The sequence below is a fragment of the Tardiphaga sp. 37S4 genome, assembly GCF_021044645.1.
Taxonomy (GTDB): domain Bacteria; phylum Pseudomonadota; class Alphaproteobacteria; order Rhizobiales; family Xanthobacteraceae; genus Tardiphaga; species Tardiphaga robiniae.
Genome location: NZ_CP088008.1, coordinates 1,155,161 through 1,170,109, shown reverse-complemented (window position 1 = coordinate 1,170,109; position 14,949 = coordinate 1,155,161). Strand labels below are relative to the sequence as shown.

Below are 14,949 nucleotides of genomic sequence, written 5' to 3'. Positions count from 1 at the left end.
GCCGGAAGTTACACGCCGGTTCCGAAATATTACTCACGTTTTGTTGCGCGGGAACCGGGCGGATCGCCTAACCCGCCCGCGGGCCTCGCGTTCCCGCGCGCAGATTGGCCTCGGCCAGCCGGGCCTCGCGGATCCGCTCCCGCGCCCGGGCCCGTTCGCGATACCGCGCCAGCGTGCCGGCCAGCGCCGAACCCTGCCGCTCCCATAGCCCGACCGCGTAGCCGACGGCCCGCCCGGTCGTGCCACCAGCCCAGACCAGTTCGAACGGCGCGAACAGCTTGAAGCGATCGTCATAGGCATACATGCCACGGGCGATCAGTTGCCCGGCCATGGCCGTCGTGTTGAGGCCCCGATGGCTGAAGCCGCTGGCGACCCACAATCCCTGACGGAGTTGCCCGATCTGCGGCATGCCGTGCACGGTCTGGCCGAGCGCGCCGCCGAAGGTCTCGGCCATGGCAACCTTGCCCAGCACCGGAAACACGGTGCGGATGCGGCGCGCGATGGCGCCGGCATAGCGCTCCGGCGGCCCGGCCCAGGTTGTTTCCGGGCTCGACCACATCAGCCGATCACCATCGACAATACGAAAATGGTCGACGCCGTCGCTATCGCTCACCGAGCCCTGAAACGTCACCGCCTCGGCGAGGCGCTCACCGAGCGGCTCGGTGATGCCGGCATAGCGCCACACCGGCAACAGCGTGTCCGACAGCTTTTGCGCAGGCGCGCCGAGATGGATATTGCCGGCCAGCACGATGTGTGTGGCACGCATCCGCGCCGACGGGGTCACGATGCGTTTGCGGATGCCGCCGGCATCGATGCTGACCACCGGCGTGTCCTCGAAGATCCGCACACCAGCCTGTTTCGCCAGCGCTGCGAGACCCAGCAGATATTTGCGGCCATCGATCTGAAACGCCTTCGGATAGTGCACGCCGTGAAAGTAGCGTTTGGTTTTCAGCACGTCGCGGACGCGGTCGATCTGCCAGCCGTCCACTTCAGTATCGAAATCTTCGCCGAGCATCTGCAGGCGGGCGATCAGGCGATCGCCGACATCGACATTGGAGACTTCCAGCGCGCCCTCGGACAGGCCGAGACCGGGGATCAGGTCGTCCGAGGCCTGGGTCCGGACATACTCTGCGCCCTGCTTCGACAGCGCCCACAACTCACGAGCGTCCTCCAGGCCAACACGCGCAATCAGATCGGCGAGCGGCAGGCCAAAGCCCGGCATCACGGTTCCCAGCTGGTTGCCGGACGCGTTCCAGCCGACATAGCGCCCTTCGAGCACCGCGACGCTCGCACCCAGACGCGCCGCTTCCAGCGCAATGCTGAGCCCGGCGAGCCCGGCCCCGACCACGCAGACATCGACATCGAGGCTGAAGGTCAGCCGCGCGCGGTCGGCGTCGGCGACCTCAGGTCCAAATGTCACGCTTGCGGAAGGGGCAGTCATAACGTTTTCTTACGGACAGGTGGGGCGCTTGTCACCTTGTCCTCACGGTTCATGTCCATTAATCCGCAGACCTGACGTCTGGCGCGACCGCGCCGCTCGCCTCGCTACTACCTCTTGCTCTTGCCGAATCGAGATCGCGCCATGCGCCGTTTACTGCTGCTGCGTCACGCCAAGACTGAAACGGACGCGCCGAGCGGCAAGGATTTCGATCGCAGGCTGGATGACCGCGGCCGGCTGGATGCGGCTCTCATGGGCGCCTGGCTCAGCAGAAATCCGCCCCTGCCCGACCTGGTGTGCGTCTCCACGGCGGTACGCGCGCAGCAGACCTGGAGCCTCGTGGCCGCGGCGATGCCGGCGGCGAAACCGACAGTCGCCAGCCTTGATGAACTCTATGGCGCCGGCCTCTCCGAATTGCTGGGGGTGATCCGCGGCGCCGCCGTGGAAGATCCAGAGCAGCTGATGCTGGTCGGCCACAATCCCGGCCTGCATGAAATGGCGCTCAGCCTGATTGGCGGCGGCGATGCCGCAGGCAGGAAAGCCGTCGCCGACAACCTGCCAACCGGCAGCATCGTGGTGATCGACTTTCCCATCGAGGACTGGAACGACGTTGCCTTCCGCGATGGAAAACTCGTGCAATTCGTCAGCCCGAAACTGCTGAAGGGCGCCGCGGGCGAATAAGCCGCGCCCATCGGAACCGGTTTGTGCTATCCTTCTCCGGACGACGATGGAGGTGCGCATGTACAAATCCATTCTGGTCCCGATCGATCTGGCCGAAACCGATGTGGCCAAACCCGCGATTGCCCAGGCCGCGACGCTGTCGCAAACCTTCGGTGCCACCGTCCGGCTGCTCAACATAATGCCGATGACGCCGGTGATGCTGGCCGAATATGTCCCGGCGGATTTCGATACTCAGCAACTGGAATCGTCGCAGGCCGCTCTTGCGGCGGTGGCACGCGATTGCGGCATCGACAGTACCCGCGTCTCCAGCGTGGTGCGACAGGGCGGCATCTATCACGAGATTCTCGAAGAAGCCTCGGCGATCAAGGCCGATCTCATTGTGATGACCTCGCACCGCCCGGCGATGCGCACTTACTTTCTCGGCTCCAATGCCGGCCATGTGGTGCGCTATGCGAAATGTTCGGTGCTGGTGGTGCGGCCATGACTACGGCAACAGCTCGGCGGGTACACTGCTGAATGTGTAGTTGCGCGGTTTGTTGCGGCGGATGAAGCCGCTGATCTGCCAGCCGAAGAATACTGAGAAGCCAATGATGAAGACCACGCCGGCAAACTCGCCGGTGAGCAGCGCACGCAGGAGCAGCGCTGTCATTGCGAGACCGACAAAGGCCAGTGCAGCAACGATCATTGTGTAGATGCCTGGTCGCAGGCCGGAGCTCAGCCTGGCCAGACTACCTGCCGCAGCGAGACGTCGATGTAGCTCCAGGATAAACGCGCTGTAGCCCGACTGCGGCTCCATCAGCGCGACGGTTTGTTTCGACGTCGAGAAGATCGTGATGTGACGACCGTCGGCATGATCGATATCGGCGCGAAAGCGGCGGTGCTGCATACCCATCGGCCGATAGGACAACCGGATCGCCGCGATATCCGCATAGGCCCAGACACCAGAGCGCCGACCTGTGCGCCATAACAAACCTTCATCTGTCAATTCATAACGATGCGCGGCGCCAATCAGGGAGGCCTTGTAGGCATAAGTGTGCCCGGGCCCTGCCGCTTCTGCGGCAGACGATGCGTCCCTGCGCCTGAAGAGGGTCTTGAGCAAACAGAAGTCCCCTGCACTGTTCGACCTCGCTTGCTTGCGCGATCGCCTGCATGTCCCTTACAAGCTTGCCATGGCCGAGACGACCACTTTTCCGCGCCGCCTGATTCTGGCCGGCGCGATGATTTCAGGATTGCTGCTGGCGCTGGCCGTACACATGCTCGGCCAGCGATTCGGCCTCGACCTCGGTGGCCTCTGGCGCAACGATCCCGACAATTTCATGCCGATCGGATCGGCCTTCGCCTGGTGGCTGATAGCGGCGATGGCCTTTGTCGGCGGCTATGTGACCGCTAACCTGCTGCACAGCGCAGCATCCGGTCGCATCCCGCAGCGCATGCGGCAATTTTTGATCACCATCGGCGTGCTGTTTCTGGCCGGCGCCGGTCAGGCGGCCTCGGCGCCCAACGCTATACCGACGGCATCGGGTGTTCTGGCCAGTCTTGCCGCCCTCGGCCTCGGCGGCGTCATGGCGTTCTGCGGTGCCCATTTTGCGCTGCGAAAGGCATAGGGCAAAGCCCAAAAAAATCGCGCAGGCTTTCGCCCGCGCGATTGCTCTATGCCGTGTGATCGCTGGTACCGCGATCAGCTTGCGGCGCGCATATTGACCTTGCCTTCGGCCAATGACGTCAGCTTCTTGTCGGTGGTCTTTTCCTCATCGAGCGTCTTCTGCAGCACGGCCGCGCAATCGTTGCGGCCAAGCTGGCGCGCCCACGCGATCAGGCTGCCGTAACGCGCGATCTCGTAGTGCTCGGCGGCCTGAGCCGCATTGATCAGCGCGGCGTCGAGTACCTTCTTGTCCTCGACCTCCCCGGCGGTCTCGTCGGCTTCCTTGATGATACCGTCGATTGCCGGGCAGGTAACCGCCTTCACCTCGGCGCCGTGCATGGCGAAGACCTGCTCAAGCCGCTGCACATGCACTTCGGTTTCTTGCAAATGCGTCTTGAAAGCCTGCTTCAACAGTGGTTCTGCAGCCTTGTCAGCCATCTTCGGCAGCGCCTTCAGAAGTTGCTTCTCCGCGTAATAAATGTCCTGCAGCTGGTGCACAAACAGGTCATCCATCGTCTTGATGTCCTTGGTGAACAGTCCCATCGTTTCAATCCCGGTGTTCTGGAACGGGGTGGCCGCTGCGGCGCATTGTCCCGCTCGGTTGCGATAGGCCGGTAACCATCGATATTGGGACGTGTTCCGGGACCGTCTTGATTTGCCGCATGGAACATTCGACTTGCCCGCCTATATGAAATGCGGGACGAATGGCTCGGAATTGTCTGTGCGATTGTCGTGCAGGGTCAGGGCTTTGCAGCCGGCGCGGGTATGTGGCGACCTTGCGGCGCGGTATTAACGCTGGCGCTGTCAAGGACTGCACAACGAAACGTTTTTGCCGTAAGGGTTTGGGCTTGATGAGTGAACTTCGCGTATGAGTGAATTGGTCGCCGCTTGCCGCCTGTTACCCCGATCGGCTTTCCACCTGTTCGCGCTCCGCCGGGAGGACGAATGCAACGATTGCTGACCGCGCTCGGGCGCGGCTTCAAGCAACACGTCGGCTGGAAACGGCTGGGTGTTGTCGCAAGCCTGATCGTCATCGCCCTCGCCATCTCTCATCTGGTGCATACGCTGAAGGGCCTCGATACCGCCAAGATCCTGGCGGCGATGGCCGCAAAATCGACGATGCAAATCGCCATGGCGACGCTGTGCGTGATCGGCGCCTTCTGCACCCTCACCTTCTACGATTACTTCGCGCTCAGAACGATCGGCAAGAAGCATGTGCCGTATCGGATCGCGGCACTCTCGGGCTTCACCAGCTACACCATCGGCCACAATATCGGGGCCACCGTGTTCACTGGCGGCGCCATCCGCTTCCGCATCTATTCGGACTACGGATTGAATGCCATTGACGTCGCCAAGATCTGCTTCATCTCCGGACTGACCTTCTGGCTCGGCAATCTGTTCGTGCTGGGCATCGGCATGGTCTGGCATCCGCAGGCCGCCTCGGCCATCGATCTCCTGCCCAATGCCATCAATCGGCTGATCGGGTTCGGCTGTCTGGCCGGCATCATCGGCTATCTGATCTGGCTGTCGATCGGCAAGCAACGCCGCGAGCTCGGTCAGAACGGCTGGAAGGTCGTCCTGCCCTCCGCCCAGTTGACGCTGCTGCAGATCGCCATCGGCGTTGTCGATCTCGGCTTCTGCGCGCTGGCTATGTATCTGCTGATGCCAGATCAGCCCACTATCGATTTCGTCTCACTGGCCGTAGTGTTCATCCTGGCCACCCTGCTGGGCTTCGCCAGCCATGCGCCGGGCAGCCTTGGCGTATTCGACGCAGCCTTGCTGGTGGCGCTGCCGCAGTTCCGCCAGGAGGAGCTGGTCGCCACTGTGGTCATGTTCCGGATCCTGTATTTCATGATCCCGTTCGCCATCTCGATCTGCATCATGGGCACCCGCGAAATCTGGCTCAGTGTCATCCAGCCGTGGCACAGGCGCCGCCTGGATGACCGCAATGAACGTAGCGAGACGGAGCCCGCCCCGGTCGTGGTGCATGAGCAGCCATTGAAGCGTCAGTCACAGGGTTGAATCAGTCGCGGGCGCGCCACATCGCGCGTCCGGCCAATCGATTTCTTACTTCCGCCCCATACGTGACGTTCAACACCGCCATGGCCCCCATTTATTTCAGACGTTCATTGATCAACTTCGCCTTGCTGCTCGGCATGCTGGGCGCGCTGCCGGTTGAACCGGCCGCCGCGCAGGGCGTGGCCAACAGTTCGATCCAGATTTCCTGGGAAGTGCGCAACCGCTTTCGACTGTTCCGCGAAGAACGTGACTTCCAGCTCCATGTCGACGCCATGCGCAACCGCAGCGTGCTGGCCGCCGAACAGGCTTTGGGCGTGCAGAGCGATGGCCGCGGCTGGGCGCGCAACACCGTCAACCGGCTGTGCATCGATCTGGCCGGAAAGGTCAGCGAGCCCTGCACCCGCGACACCGTCAAGGAAAGCTACCTGACACCGACCGAACATCCGATCACCGTCCGCCTTAGCGGCGAAGTGCCGGTCGGTGCGATCTGCGCCTGGACCTTCGAGGACGGCGAAGGCCCGCGTCAATCCACCCTCGACTGCGCCGAGCCGATCAATTTCCGCGCCATCTATGGTCGCCGCACGGTCGCGACTGTGGAGGTTACCAGCGGCGCCGAGGCTCCTGTGCGGGTCAGCGCCGACATCGCCGTCCGCGACATCCTGATTGCGGGCCTCGGCGATTCCATTGCTTCGGGTGAAGGCAATCCGGATCGTCCGGTTGCGCTGTCCGATGACGGTTTCTGCTTCCGCTCTTATCTCGGCGGCCCCAGCGGGCAGTTCTATCGGCCGAGCCGTGCCGGCTTCAAAGGTGGCCGTTCCTGCGACTCCTATGAGTCGCTGCAGGCCTGGCAGCGCGCGGGCGCGCAGTGGTTCAACGCCGCGTGCCACCGCTCGCTTTATAGCTACCAGACACGCGCCGCACTGGCGCTCGCCGTGCAGTATCCGCACATCGCCGTCACCTATCTGCCGCTGGCCTGTTCGGGCGCGACCATCGCCGACGGATTGCTGGGTGGACAGCGCGCGCGTGAGTGCCTCACCACGAAGAATGCGAGCACCTGTGCGGGCAGCGTCAACGCGCAGATCGCCGAACTGCGCGAAGCCATCACTGCCGCCAAGCGCCGTCAGCCGGCACGCCGGCTCGATCTCGTGCTGCTGTCGATCGGCGCCAACGACATCAACTTCTCCGGGCTCGTTGCCGACGTCATCGTCGAGAACGCCACCGAACGTGCGCTGTTCAAGCGCGGCGGCATTCTCGGCTCGGTCGAGGACTCCCGCAGCGCGCTGGTCCGCGAACTGCCCTCCAGCTTCGGCAAGGTACGGGAAGCCCTGAAACCGCTGCTCGGCGGAGACATGTCGCGCGTGGTGTTTGCCGCTTACGCCAACCCGACTTTCGCCAATGGCGCGCCCTGCCCCGGCGGTCCGGCCGGCTTCGACGTGCATCCATCCTTCAGCGCCGATCCGCAGCGGCTGGCCAATGTCGCGAATTTCGTCGAGTCCGAATTCCTGCCGCAACTGAAGTCCATCGCACTGTGCCAGGGCGGCGTACTGTGCCGCAATCCCGAAGCCGATCGCATGACCTTCGTCGATCAGCATCAGGCGAGTTTCGCTAATCACGGCTTCTGCGCACGCTCCTCATCCGATCCCGAATTCGATCGCGCCTGCTTCTCGCCCAAGGGCGAAAGCTTCGAGACCAGTCTCGTCGAAGCGGCGGCGCAGCCGATGGTGTGCGGTCGCGGCGCCAGCGAATTCCGCCCCTATTTGCCGCGTGGCCGCTGGATCCGCGACGCCAATGACAGCTACTTCGCGGCGATGACCTATCCGCAGGGCTATTCGGCGGCGATCCAGCCGGCCGATATCCACGATGCGACCTGGGGCATTCTCTCGGCCGTTTATGGCGGCGCGATCCATCCCACCGGCGAAGGTCATGCAGCAATGGCCGATGCCGTCGTGCCGGCAGCGGCGAGCGTATTGCGGCTGGGCGCGGAAGCTGATGTCACGCAGGAGCCGCTGGCACCGATGGTGCTGCAGCCAGCCGCCCGATAGGACGATCAGCTCAGCTATCCATCGCGGTCCCGGCAGAAGCGAAGCGGTCCGGACTACGCCCGACCGTCGCCTTCGACACAGCTTTGACCATGTGGCGCGCGTCTCGGCAGTCCATGGCCGAAGACAACAAAGCTGATGCCCGCGAGAATCCACACGCTCATTCCGCCATAGAGCATGACCCAGCCGAACCCTTGGGTCAGGGCGTCTTGAATGACGGCTCCGCCGGGATTGTATTCGGACGCGAGCGCCGTGCCGGCGGCGACGCTCTCTGCCAGCGAGCGTAAGAGCTCGACACTGGTACCGCTTGGTAGCGCGGCCTTCAAAGACGCACGAACTCCCTCGACGAGAATGAGGCCCATGAGCGCGATGTTGATGGCAAGCGCAATCATGCGGGCGCTCATATCGATGCCTGACGCCATGCCCGCGCGTTCCTGCGGCACTGATCCGGTCGTCGTGTTGGTCACGGGCGTATTGGTCAGCCCCAATCCGATGCCGGCAAGGACGCATCCCGGCAGCATCGTCAGCCAGCTCGCATTCGCGACCGAGCTGCCGATCTTCATGGCGAAGAACCCTGTTCCGATCGTGAACAGGCCGAGCGGGATGACCAGACCCGGATGGAAACGTAGCACGAGCCGTTCGGCCACCGGCGGCACGACCAGCGTCGGCAACGTATAGGCCAGAAGCGATAGTCCGGCGCCGACGCTGCCATAACCCAATCCTGCCTGGAAATAGATCGGCAGATAAATCATGAACGGCCAGAAGCTGAAGTTCATGGCCATCGAGCCGACCAGGGCGCCGGAAAAATTACGGATCCGGAAGACGGTGAAGTCGAACATCGGTCTCGGGCTGAGACGCTCGGCGAAGACAAAGCCGATCAGGCTTGCAACGAACACGCCGACGACCGCAAACGCCGTCCAGCTGTCGAATCCGATATCCGGGCCTTGCGTAATGAAGAATGCGAGGCAGAAGACCGCAAGCGAAAGAGTGATGATCCCTGCAAGATCGAGGCTGCTGGCCTCCGGATCGCGCGACTCGCGAACTCCGTTCCCGGCGAGGATCAGGGCGATCACCGCAAGCGGGACATGGATGAGGAAGGCCCATTCCCAGCTCGACAAAGCCACGATAGCACCACCGATGATCGGGCCGAAGCCCAGACCGATGCCAAAGATGATCCCCCACCAGCCGAATGCAACGGCGCGTTGCCGCCCTTCCGGAAATTGATGGGATAGCACCGCGACCTGGCAGATCAGCATCGCCCCGCCGCTCATGCCCTGGAGAAATCTGGCAACGATCAGCACCAATATATTTTCGGTCAGGCCGCAAAGCAGCGATGCAGCGGCAAACGCGACGATCGCAATCAGATAGACGCACTTGCGCCCATAGCGATCCGCGAGCGTGCCGGTTGCCATCAGCACCGTCGTCACCGCGATCGTATACGCATTCATGACCCATTGGAGCTGTTTGAAATCGGCATGAAGCACCCGCTCCAGTGTCGGCAGGACCGCGGGAATGCTGGAAATCTCCAGACCGAACATCAGGGAGGTGAGACAGGCAGCCGCCAAAGCCAATGTGCTTTGTCGTGTCGATTCGGAGAGCATGGGAGCCTTTCGGGATAATAACGCGCCACAGTGAAGCCCGACGACAGAGGATGAGGTCCACCCGGTCTGCGTTGTGATGAACGCAACATAGGCAGAGGTTGACCATTTCAGAATTGGATGATTGATTATTTCAGAGACAACAAATCTGGATAATTCAAATGAGCGCCCTGGACGTAGATGCCGTGCAGGCATTCGTGACCATCGCCAATCTTCAGAGCTTCACGCGTGCGGCGGAAGCGCTTGGCACGACCCAGGGCGCGATCAGCGTGAAGCTGAAGCGGCTGGAAGACCGCCTCGGCCATAAATTGATCGAACGAACCCCGCGAATGGTGCGCCTCTCGGCGCAAGGCGCGCTATTCGTCGATTCAGCCCGCGACTTCCTGGCCGCGCACGATCGCGCTGTCGCAGCTTTGTCTGCGACCCGTCGCCGTTTCGCACTCGGCATTGCGGCCCATGTGGCCGGGCCGGAGGTTCCGACGCTGCTGGCTCGCCTGAATGCCCATGACCCCACGCTCACGATCGAGGTTCGCCTCGATAATTCACGCAATTTGCTGGACGCCTTCGACCGCGGCGAAATCGATGCGGCCATCGTCCGGCGTGAGGATGACCGACGCGACGGCGAAGTGCTTGCGCCCGAGCATTTCGGCTGGTTCGCAGCACCAGGCTTTGTGCACCGGCCGGGCGAGGCATTGCGACTGGCGGCGCTAACGCCAGTATGTGGCGTGCACGACGTTGCCATTCATGCGCTGGACGCGGCTGGCATCGCATGGACGGAGGTGTTTCTCGGTGGCGGCTCTTCAGTCGTATCGGACGCTGTCTCGGCGGGCCTTGCCACCGCGGTCTTCTCCTGCCGGCTTGCACCGGCCGGCACCATCGAAGTCAGCCAGAAGTTTGGCCTGCCACCGCTGGCGTCGTCGGAAATTGTACTTCTCTCGACACTGTCGGATATGCAGTCTCGCCAAGCGCTGCGAACCCTCGCGGCTGCGTTCCGCGAACACCGCGCGCATACGAGCTAGGTAGCGTATGGAAGGCGATCCAGCAGCGGCTGCGCCAGATGCAGGATCTGGTAGCAAGCGCCAGCATCGGTGCATTCATTCTCCGAGAGCAGGACGCGGGTGAAGACCCACGTCTCGGCATCCAATCCGATCACGGCTGCAACAATTCCGGCGCGCGCCGAGAGATCGGCGTTGCGCTCGATCTCCCCTCTTATCGTTGTTTCAAGATCGGCATCGGGCGGAATGGCGATGTCTTGCCGATAGGCGAAGCGAGCTTTCCGGCCACGCCCCTTCCGGGCATCGAGGGCAACGCGTGTTTCGATCCGCGCCCGACCGAACATATCGACGACGATCTTGTATCCGCCGTTCACGAGAAAATCGCGAAACGCCTCGTCGTGCCGCCACAGATAAAGCGAGGAATAGCTAGACGTCGTTGCGCCGAAGCATCCGCTCTCTCGCAAGAGAAATCCCTTGAAATAAAGCTCCGGCTTTGCATCCCAGAGCGACCCACGCTCCTGTGCGCGTGAGCGGATCAAGCCGAGATCATAGTCGGCGGGCAAGCGATGCTCGTAATGCGCAACGATCATCGTGATGGGCTCCTTCAGCAGCCATTGTCATTGAATCGATGCACGATATCGATCGACGGGCCGCGAAGAACAGACGTGGGATCATATTTCTATGATCCGGCATTCAAATGAATGACGTCCGGTGAGAGCCGATAAGCAACGTTGGAAGCTGGCGCGCCACGACTGAATTGGCAACGAAATGGCCGACGCGCCATGGCGTCGGCTTCCAGAATGCGGGGTGTTAGACAGTCTTCGCTTGTGGGGGAGCCACAATCAAGTTAGCGGCGATCAGCGCGCGACGTTGCTACCCGGGGTCACGTTGCTGGCCTTCTTCATCGGCGCGACGGGGGCCTTCGCGGCGGCATTACCGACGGTTGGCGGCTTCACGGCTGCTGCCGCGAGGGTCGGCACATATTTCGCGATCACGGTTGGATCGAGCGAAGCCATTTCAGTGTCGGGCAGACGGTACCAGGTCTCGTCCTTGCCGAGCAGCGCGATGCCCCAATAGCCACGCACGGTGAGCGCTCGACCATCGGCGCTGACGCTCATCTTGGCCTTGTAGACCTTGCCGTCGCGCGGATCGAGAATGTTGCCGTTCTCGTATTTCAGTCCCTGCTGCTGCATGTTGCGGATGAAGGAGATGCCCAGCACTGGCTGGCCCTTCCGGTCATCGACGCACTTGCCGCAGAAGTCGTCGCCCGGCTTGTCATCGGGGCTCGGGAACGTCTTGGCGATCGCACCTTCAAATACGCCGCCGCCATGATCAACCACCAGAACCCAGACGACAGGCTTGTTGTTCTCGACCTTCTGCCAGAGCCCGGCAGCAGTCGGCTCAGCGGCGCGGAGAGGGCCGGCGAACATTGCGCACGCGGCCAGACCTGAAGCGGCTGTGAGCGCCAGACGTCGGGATCTAAGTTGTGCCATCGCCTTCCCCAGTGCAGTTCGTCGTCCAGGCATCCGCCGAGTATCCGCACTCGATCCGATTGCATAGACTATCAATCTTCCGCGACGAGAGAGTGACTGCGGTTGATGGCTTTTGCAAGATTGCCGATCGCGCGCCGGATGTCCGATTGTGTCAGCGGCCACAGCTTTGCCACAAGCTGCCCCACCGAACCCGACGCGGTTACCGGCGATCCGAACCGCCTTTGCATCTCCGTCATACAAGATGATTCCAACAACTAGCCGAAGTTAGTTAACGCCGAGCTTCTTCTGCAGGCTAGAGGAGGACGTCGTGTATTGAAACACCAGTCGCTTGTCCGGATAGACGTAGTGATACGCCTTCTGTGCCATCAGCGCGCCCTCGTGGAAGCCGGACAGGATGAGTTTCAGCTTGCCGGGATACGTATTGATATCGCCGATGGCGAAGACGCCGGGGACATTGGTCTCGAACGACGCCGTCTCCACCGGGATCAGGTTGTTCTCCAGCGTGACGCCCCAGTTGGCGACCGGACCGAGCTTCATGGTCAGGCCGAAGAACGGCAGGATCGTATTGCAGTCGATCCGGACACTTTCGTTGTCATTGCCCTTGATGACAGCCCCAGTGAGATGGCCTCCCTCGCCTTCGAGCGCTGTGACCTGACCGATCTGCAGGTCCATCTGACCGGCTGCCACGAGCTTGCGCATCTGCTCGACACTGTGAGGCGCAGCACGAAAATCATCGCGCCGATGCAACAGCGTGACGCGCCGCGCGACCGGATGCAGGTTGAGCGTCCAGTCCAGCGCACTATCGCCACCGCCGACAATCAGCAGATCCTTATCGCGGAATTGCTCCATCTTGCGCACCGCGTAGAACACCGACGTGCCTTCATAGGCCTCGATGCCCGGCACCGGCGGACGCTTCGGCTGGAACGAGCCGCCGCCGGCGGAGATCACCACCACCTTGGTTTCGAACACCTGGCCGGCATCCGTCGTGACACGAAACAAGGGATCGCCGATCTTCTCGATGGTCTCGATCATTTCATTCAGATGAAAGGTCGGCTTGAACGGCTTGATCTGCTCCAGCAGTGCTTCGGTCAGCCCCTGACCGGTGACCAGCGGAATCGCAGGAATGTCGTAGATCGGTTTTTCAGGATAGAGCTCGGCGCATTGGCCACCGATCTTGTCCAAGATATCGACGAGGTGGACCTTCATATCGAGCAGACCAAGTTCAAAAACGGCGAACAGTCCGCAGGGGCCGGCGCCGATGATCAGCACGTCCGTCTTGATCGTTTCGCCCATAGTGTTTTGTCTCGGTTGAACCAGCCCTGCGAGATCGCAGAGCCCGGCGCCATCCGGCTGTTGCGTCCAGCCTAGCGGCGCCACACGGGGAAAGCCACAGCGGCTCGGCCTGAAATCAGCATGTGCCCCGCCCTTGCCTGGGCTGTGCAACTGCGCTGTAACAGGCGCAAACCTGCCAAGCATTGCTGGAGATCAATTTCGTGAACGCCCCTGCCCGCGCTCCGGCGCCTGTCCTCGACGACTATCCCTATCGCCTGTCGGACAATGTGCGCTTTGCGGATCTCGATCCGAACAATCACGTCAACAACGCGGTGTATTCGAGCTATTTCGAGACCAGCCGCGTGTTGCTGATGCGGGACCCGGCGTGCGGGCTGATCGCGCCTGGCCAAAGCTGGGTGCTGGCGCGGCTCGATATTCACTTTCGCGCCGAATTGCACTGGCCCGGCAAGATCGAACTCGGGCTCGGCGTCACCAAGATCGGCCGGACCTCGGTGACCTATTCGCAGGTCGTGTTTTCGGAAGGCAAGTGCATGGCCTCGGCGATCGCAACGACCGTGATGGTTGGCCTCACCAGCCGTCAACCAACGCCGATCCCGCCCGACGTCGTCGACCGGTTTCAGCCATGGATGCTGCGCGGCTTGAACGCGCAGTAGATAACAAGGCTTGGAAAGCTCAGAACAAGTCTTGGAAAGCTCAGGCCTGGCGTTCCGGCGTGATCACGACAAGCCCATCGAGCGCATCGGTGATCTTGATCTGGCACGACAGCCGGGAGTTCGGCTTGATGTCGTAACCGAAGTCCAGCATGTCCTCTTCCATCGGCGTCGGCGCACCGACGCGCTCCTGCCAGGCTTCGTCGACATAGACGTGGCAGGTGGCACAGGCGCAGGCGCCGCCACATTCGGCTTCGATACCCGGAATGGCATTGCGAATGGCCGCCTCCATCACCGTGGAGCCGATCTCGGCGTCAATGCTGCGGGTCTCACCGGAGTGATCGACAAAGTTTATCTTGGCCATGATGCTCGCGCTGCCGAAAGGAAGATACCGGCTGTCCTATAACGGGTCGATCCGGATCGCGCCAGCGCTCCGCAGCAAAACCGTCATCTGGAAAAGCAGGGCCAAGCATGACCCCTTTGGGGGATCAAAAAAGATCCCTTTGGGATCAAAGCTGATCCCTTGGGGATCAGGACCGTTTCAGAAGGACGTCGATCTCCGCCCGCGCCTCGAGAACGGCGTCGGTGAGCGTCATCAGGGCCTCAGCGGTATCGCTGCTGTCGCGCAGCGTCGTTTCCAGCCATTCGGCGGCTTCCGTGATGCGGAACGCGCCGACCGCCTGCGCGGAGCCCTTCAGCTTGTGCGTGAGTTCAGCCGCATCCGCCGGCATTTTGACGATCTTCTCGATCAACTCGCTCGACTGGGCCGCGAACATCGCCAGAACTTCACGTTCCAGGCTGCTATCGCCCATCGTCATACGTTGAAGGTGGGGGAAATCGATCGGTCCGTCATCGGGAACCAGCGGCGGTGACGGCATCCATTGAACCCGTTCGAGGTGAAGCGGCATTGATGATGGCCCAAATTCCCGCCAACCGAACGATCCGGCCGCGATTTTTTGCAGCCAAACACGGAATTGGTTAACGGAACGTTCTAGGTACAATCCGCTGGGTTGACGCAGTTTTGACGCAAACTCGCCACGATTGAGGGGCCATTCCGTTTATTTGAGGCGCTACAAGAAGTTACCGGGGGAAGCCGTTAAC

The 14,949-nt window shown here is 62.0% G+C and carries 17 protein-coding genes; 7 read left to right on the top strand and 10 right to left on the bottom strand.

The features are described from left to right. Positions 1–67: 67 nt before the first annotated feature. Positions 68–1,441 carry an NAD(P)/FAD-dependent oxidoreductase gene (locus LPB73_RS05535; protein ID WP_231079892.1) on the bottom strand — a complete coding sequence of 458 codons (1,374 nt, stop codon included), beginning with the start codon at positions 1,439–1,441 and terminating at the stop codon, positions 68–70. Positions 1,442–1,582: 141 nt separating this feature from the next. Between LPB73_RS05535 and LPB73_RS05530 the strand changes: the two genes are divergently transcribed. Both LPB73_RS05530 and LPB73_RS05525 read left to right on the top strand, forming a co-directional pair. After that, positions 1,583–2,119 carry a SixA phosphatase family protein gene (locus tag LPB73_RS05530; protein ID WP_231079891.1) on the top strand — a complete coding sequence of 179 codons (537 nt, stop codon included), beginning with the start codon at positions 1,583–1,585 and terminating at the stop codon, positions 2,117–2,119. Positions 2,120–2,177: 58 nt separating this feature from the next. Further along, complete coding sequence (locus tag LPB73_RS05525) at positions 2,178–2,603, top strand: universal stress protein (RefSeq protein ID WP_089265696.1); 426 nt, start codon at positions 2,178–2,180, stop codon at positions 2,601–2,603. Here the strand turns inward: LPB73_RS05525 and LPB73_RS05520 are convergent, their stop codons facing one another. Further along, positions 2,604–3,089: a hypothetical protein gene (locus LPB73_RS05520; RefSeq protein ID WP_231079887.1), complete on the bottom strand. Its 486-nt coding sequence runs from the start codon at positions 3,087–3,089 to the stop codon at positions 2,604–2,606. A gap of 199 nt (positions 3,090–3,288) precedes the next feature. Here LPB73_RS05520 and LPB73_RS05515 point away from each other — a divergent pair, with 199 nt between their 5' ends. After that, the gene (locus LPB73_RS05515; RefSeq protein ID WP_089265199.1) at positions 3,289–3,723 is read left to right on the top strand and encodes a hypothetical protein; all 435 of its coding nucleotides are present in this window, start codon (positions 3,289–3,291) and stop codon (positions 3,721–3,723) included. A gap of 74 nt (positions 3,724–3,797) precedes the next feature. On the opposite strand, the gene LPB73_RS05510 is transcribed toward LPB73_RS05515, so the two are convergent. Then, positions 3,798–4,304, bottom strand: coding sequence for a ferritin-like domain-containing protein (locus tag LPB73_RS05510; protein WP_068735594.1), 507 nt, complete (start codon positions 4,302–4,304; stop codon positions 3,798–3,800). A gap of 402 nt (positions 4,305–4,706) precedes the next feature. Here LPB73_RS05510 and LPB73_RS05505 point away from each other — a divergent pair, with 402 nt between their 5' ends. Both LPB73_RS05505 and LPB73_RS05500 read left to right on the top strand, forming a co-directional pair. Continuing rightward, positions 4,707–5,783 (top strand): lysylphosphatidylglycerol synthase transmembrane domain-containing protein, encoded by a 1,077-nt coding sequence (locus LPB73_RS05505; protein WP_231079885.1) that lies wholly within the window; start codon positions 4,707–4,709, stop codon positions 5,781–5,783. 80 nt (positions 5,784–5,863) lie between these two features. Next, complete coding sequence (locus LPB73_RS05500) at positions 5,864–7,822, top strand: hypothetical protein (protein WP_414716863.1); 1,959 nt, start codon at positions 5,864–5,866, stop codon at positions 7,820–7,822. 53 nt (positions 7,823–7,875) lie between these two features. Here LPB73_RS05500 and LPB73_RS05495 read toward each other — a convergent pair whose 3' ends face one another. Beyond that, positions 7,876–9,420: an MFS transporter gene (locus tag LPB73_RS05495; protein WP_231081077.1), complete on the bottom strand. Its 1,545-nt coding sequence runs from the start codon at positions 9,418–9,420 to the stop codon at positions 7,876–7,878. Positions 9,421–9,578: 158 nt separating this feature from the next. Here LPB73_RS05495 and LPB73_RS05490 point away from each other — a divergent pair, with 158 nt between their 5' ends. Then, entirely contained in the window at positions 9,579–10,436 is an 858-nt protein-coding gene (locus LPB73_RS05490) for a LysR family transcriptional regulator (RefSeq protein ID WP_068735591.1), read from the top strand. On the opposite strand, the gene LPB73_RS05485 is transcribed toward LPB73_RS05490, so the two are convergent. From LPB73_RS05485 to LPB73_RS05470, 4 genes are all read right to left on the bottom strand, one after another. After that, on the bottom strand, positions 10,433–11,002 hold the full coding sequence (locus LPB73_RS05485; protein ID WP_231079883.1) for a DUF4865 family protein: 570 nt from the start codon (positions 11,000–11,002) through the stop codon (positions 10,433–10,435). The genes LPB73_RS05490 and LPB73_RS05485 overlap by 4 nt on opposite strands. Positions 11,003–11,269: 267 nt before the next feature. Continuing rightward, positions 11,270–11,842, bottom strand: a complete 573-nt coding sequence (locus LPB73_RS05480) for a DUF2147 domain-containing protein (protein WP_231079882.1) — start codon at positions 11,840–11,842, stop codon at positions 11,270–11,272. A 134-nt stretch (positions 11,843–11,976) separates the two neighbouring features. Then, entirely contained in the window at positions 11,977–12,141 is a 165-nt protein-coding gene (locus tag LPB73_RS05475; protein ID WP_175366574.1) for a hypothetical protein, read from the bottom strand. Between the two features lie 28 nt (positions 12,142–12,169). Then, positions 12,170–13,198, bottom strand: coding sequence for an NAD(P)/FAD-dependent oxidoreductase (locus LPB73_RS05470; RefSeq protein ID WP_231079880.1), 1,029 nt, complete (start codon positions 13,196–13,198; stop codon positions 12,170–12,172). Positions 13,199–13,398: 200 nt separating this feature from the next. Here LPB73_RS05470 and LPB73_RS05465 point away from each other — a divergent pair, with 200 nt between their 5' ends. Continuing rightward, positions 13,399–13,851 (top strand): acyl-CoA thioesterase, encoded by a 453-nt coding sequence (locus LPB73_RS05465; RefSeq protein ID WP_092147107.1) that lies wholly within the window; start codon positions 13,399–13,401, stop codon positions 13,849–13,851. 40 nt (positions 13,852–13,891) lie between these two features. Here LPB73_RS05465 and LPB73_RS05460 read toward each other — a convergent pair whose 3' ends face one another. Beyond that, complete coding sequence (locus LPB73_RS05460; protein WP_089265206.1) at positions 13,892–14,212, bottom strand: 2Fe-2S iron-sulfur cluster-binding protein; 321 nt, start codon at positions 14,210–14,212, stop codon at positions 13,892–13,894. 166 nt (positions 14,213–14,378) lie between these two features. Continuing rightward, a complete protein-coding gene (locus tag LPB73_RS05455) occupies positions 14,379–14,726 on the bottom strand; it encodes an Hpt domain-containing protein (RefSeq protein ID WP_414716862.1) in 348 nt (115 codons plus the stop codon). Positions 14,727–14,949: the final 223 nt, after the last annotated feature.

Bases quoted from the DNA above. Each gene is read 5' to 3' on its own strand.
- LPB73_RS05525 (WP_089265696.1), top strand. From the start codon at position 2,178: ATGTACAAATCCATTCTGGTCCCGATCGATCTGGCCGAAACCGATGTG.
- LPB73_RS05510 (WP_068735594.1), bottom strand. From the start codon at position 4,304: ATGGGACTGTTCACCAAGGACATCAAGACGATGGATGACCTGTTTGTG.
- LPB73_RS05460 (WP_089265206.1), bottom strand. From the start codon at position 14,212: ATGGCCAAGATAAACTTTGTCGATCACTCCGGTGAGACCCGCAGCATT.
- LPB73_RS05505 (WP_231079885.1), top strand. From the start codon at position 4,707: ATGCAACGATTGCTGACCGCGCTCGGGCGCGGCTTCAAGCAACACGTC.
- LPB73_RS05485 (WP_231079883.1), bottom strand. From the start codon at position 11,002: ATGATCGTTGCGCATTACGAGCATCGCTTGCCCGCCGACTATGATCTC.
- LPB73_RS05500 (WP_414716863.1), top strand. From the start codon at position 5,864: ATGGCCCCCATTTATTTCAGACGTTCATTGATCAACTTCGCCTTGCTG.
- LPB73_RS05475 (WP_175366574.1), bottom strand. From the start codon at position 12,141: ATGACGGAGATGCAAAGGCGGTTCGGATCGCCGGTAACCGCGTCGGGT.
- LPB73_RS05470 (WP_231079880.1), bottom strand. From the start codon at position 13,198: ATGGGCGAAACGATCAAGACGGACGTGCTGATCATCGGCGCCGGCCCC.
- LPB73_RS05480 (WP_231079882.1), bottom strand. From the start codon at position 11,842: ATGTTCGCCGGCCCTCTCCGCGCCGCTGAGCCGACTGCTGCCGGGCTC.
- LPB73_RS05530 (WP_231079891.1), top strand. From the start codon at position 1,583: ATGCGCCGTTTACTGCTGCTGCGTCACGCCAAGACTGAAACGGACGCG.
- LPB73_RS05495 (WP_231081077.1), bottom strand. From the start codon at position 9,420: ATGCTCTCCGAATCGACACGACAAAGCACATTGGCTTTGGCGGCTGCC.
- LPB73_RS05535 (WP_231079892.1), bottom strand. From the start codon at position 1,441: ATGACTGCCCCTTCCGCAAGCGTGACATTTGGACCTGAGGTCGCCGAC.
- LPB73_RS05515 (WP_089265199.1), top strand. From the start codon at position 3,289: ATGGCCGAGACGACCACTTTTCCGCGCCGCCTGATTCTGGCCGGCGCG.
- LPB73_RS05490 (WP_068735591.1), top strand. From the start codon at position 9,579: ATGAGCGCCCTGGACGTAGATGCCGTGCAGGCATTCGTGACCATCGCC.
- LPB73_RS05455 (WP_414716862.1), bottom strand. From the start codon at position 14,726: ATGCCGTCACCGCCGCTGGTTCCCGATGACGGACCGATCGATTTCCCC.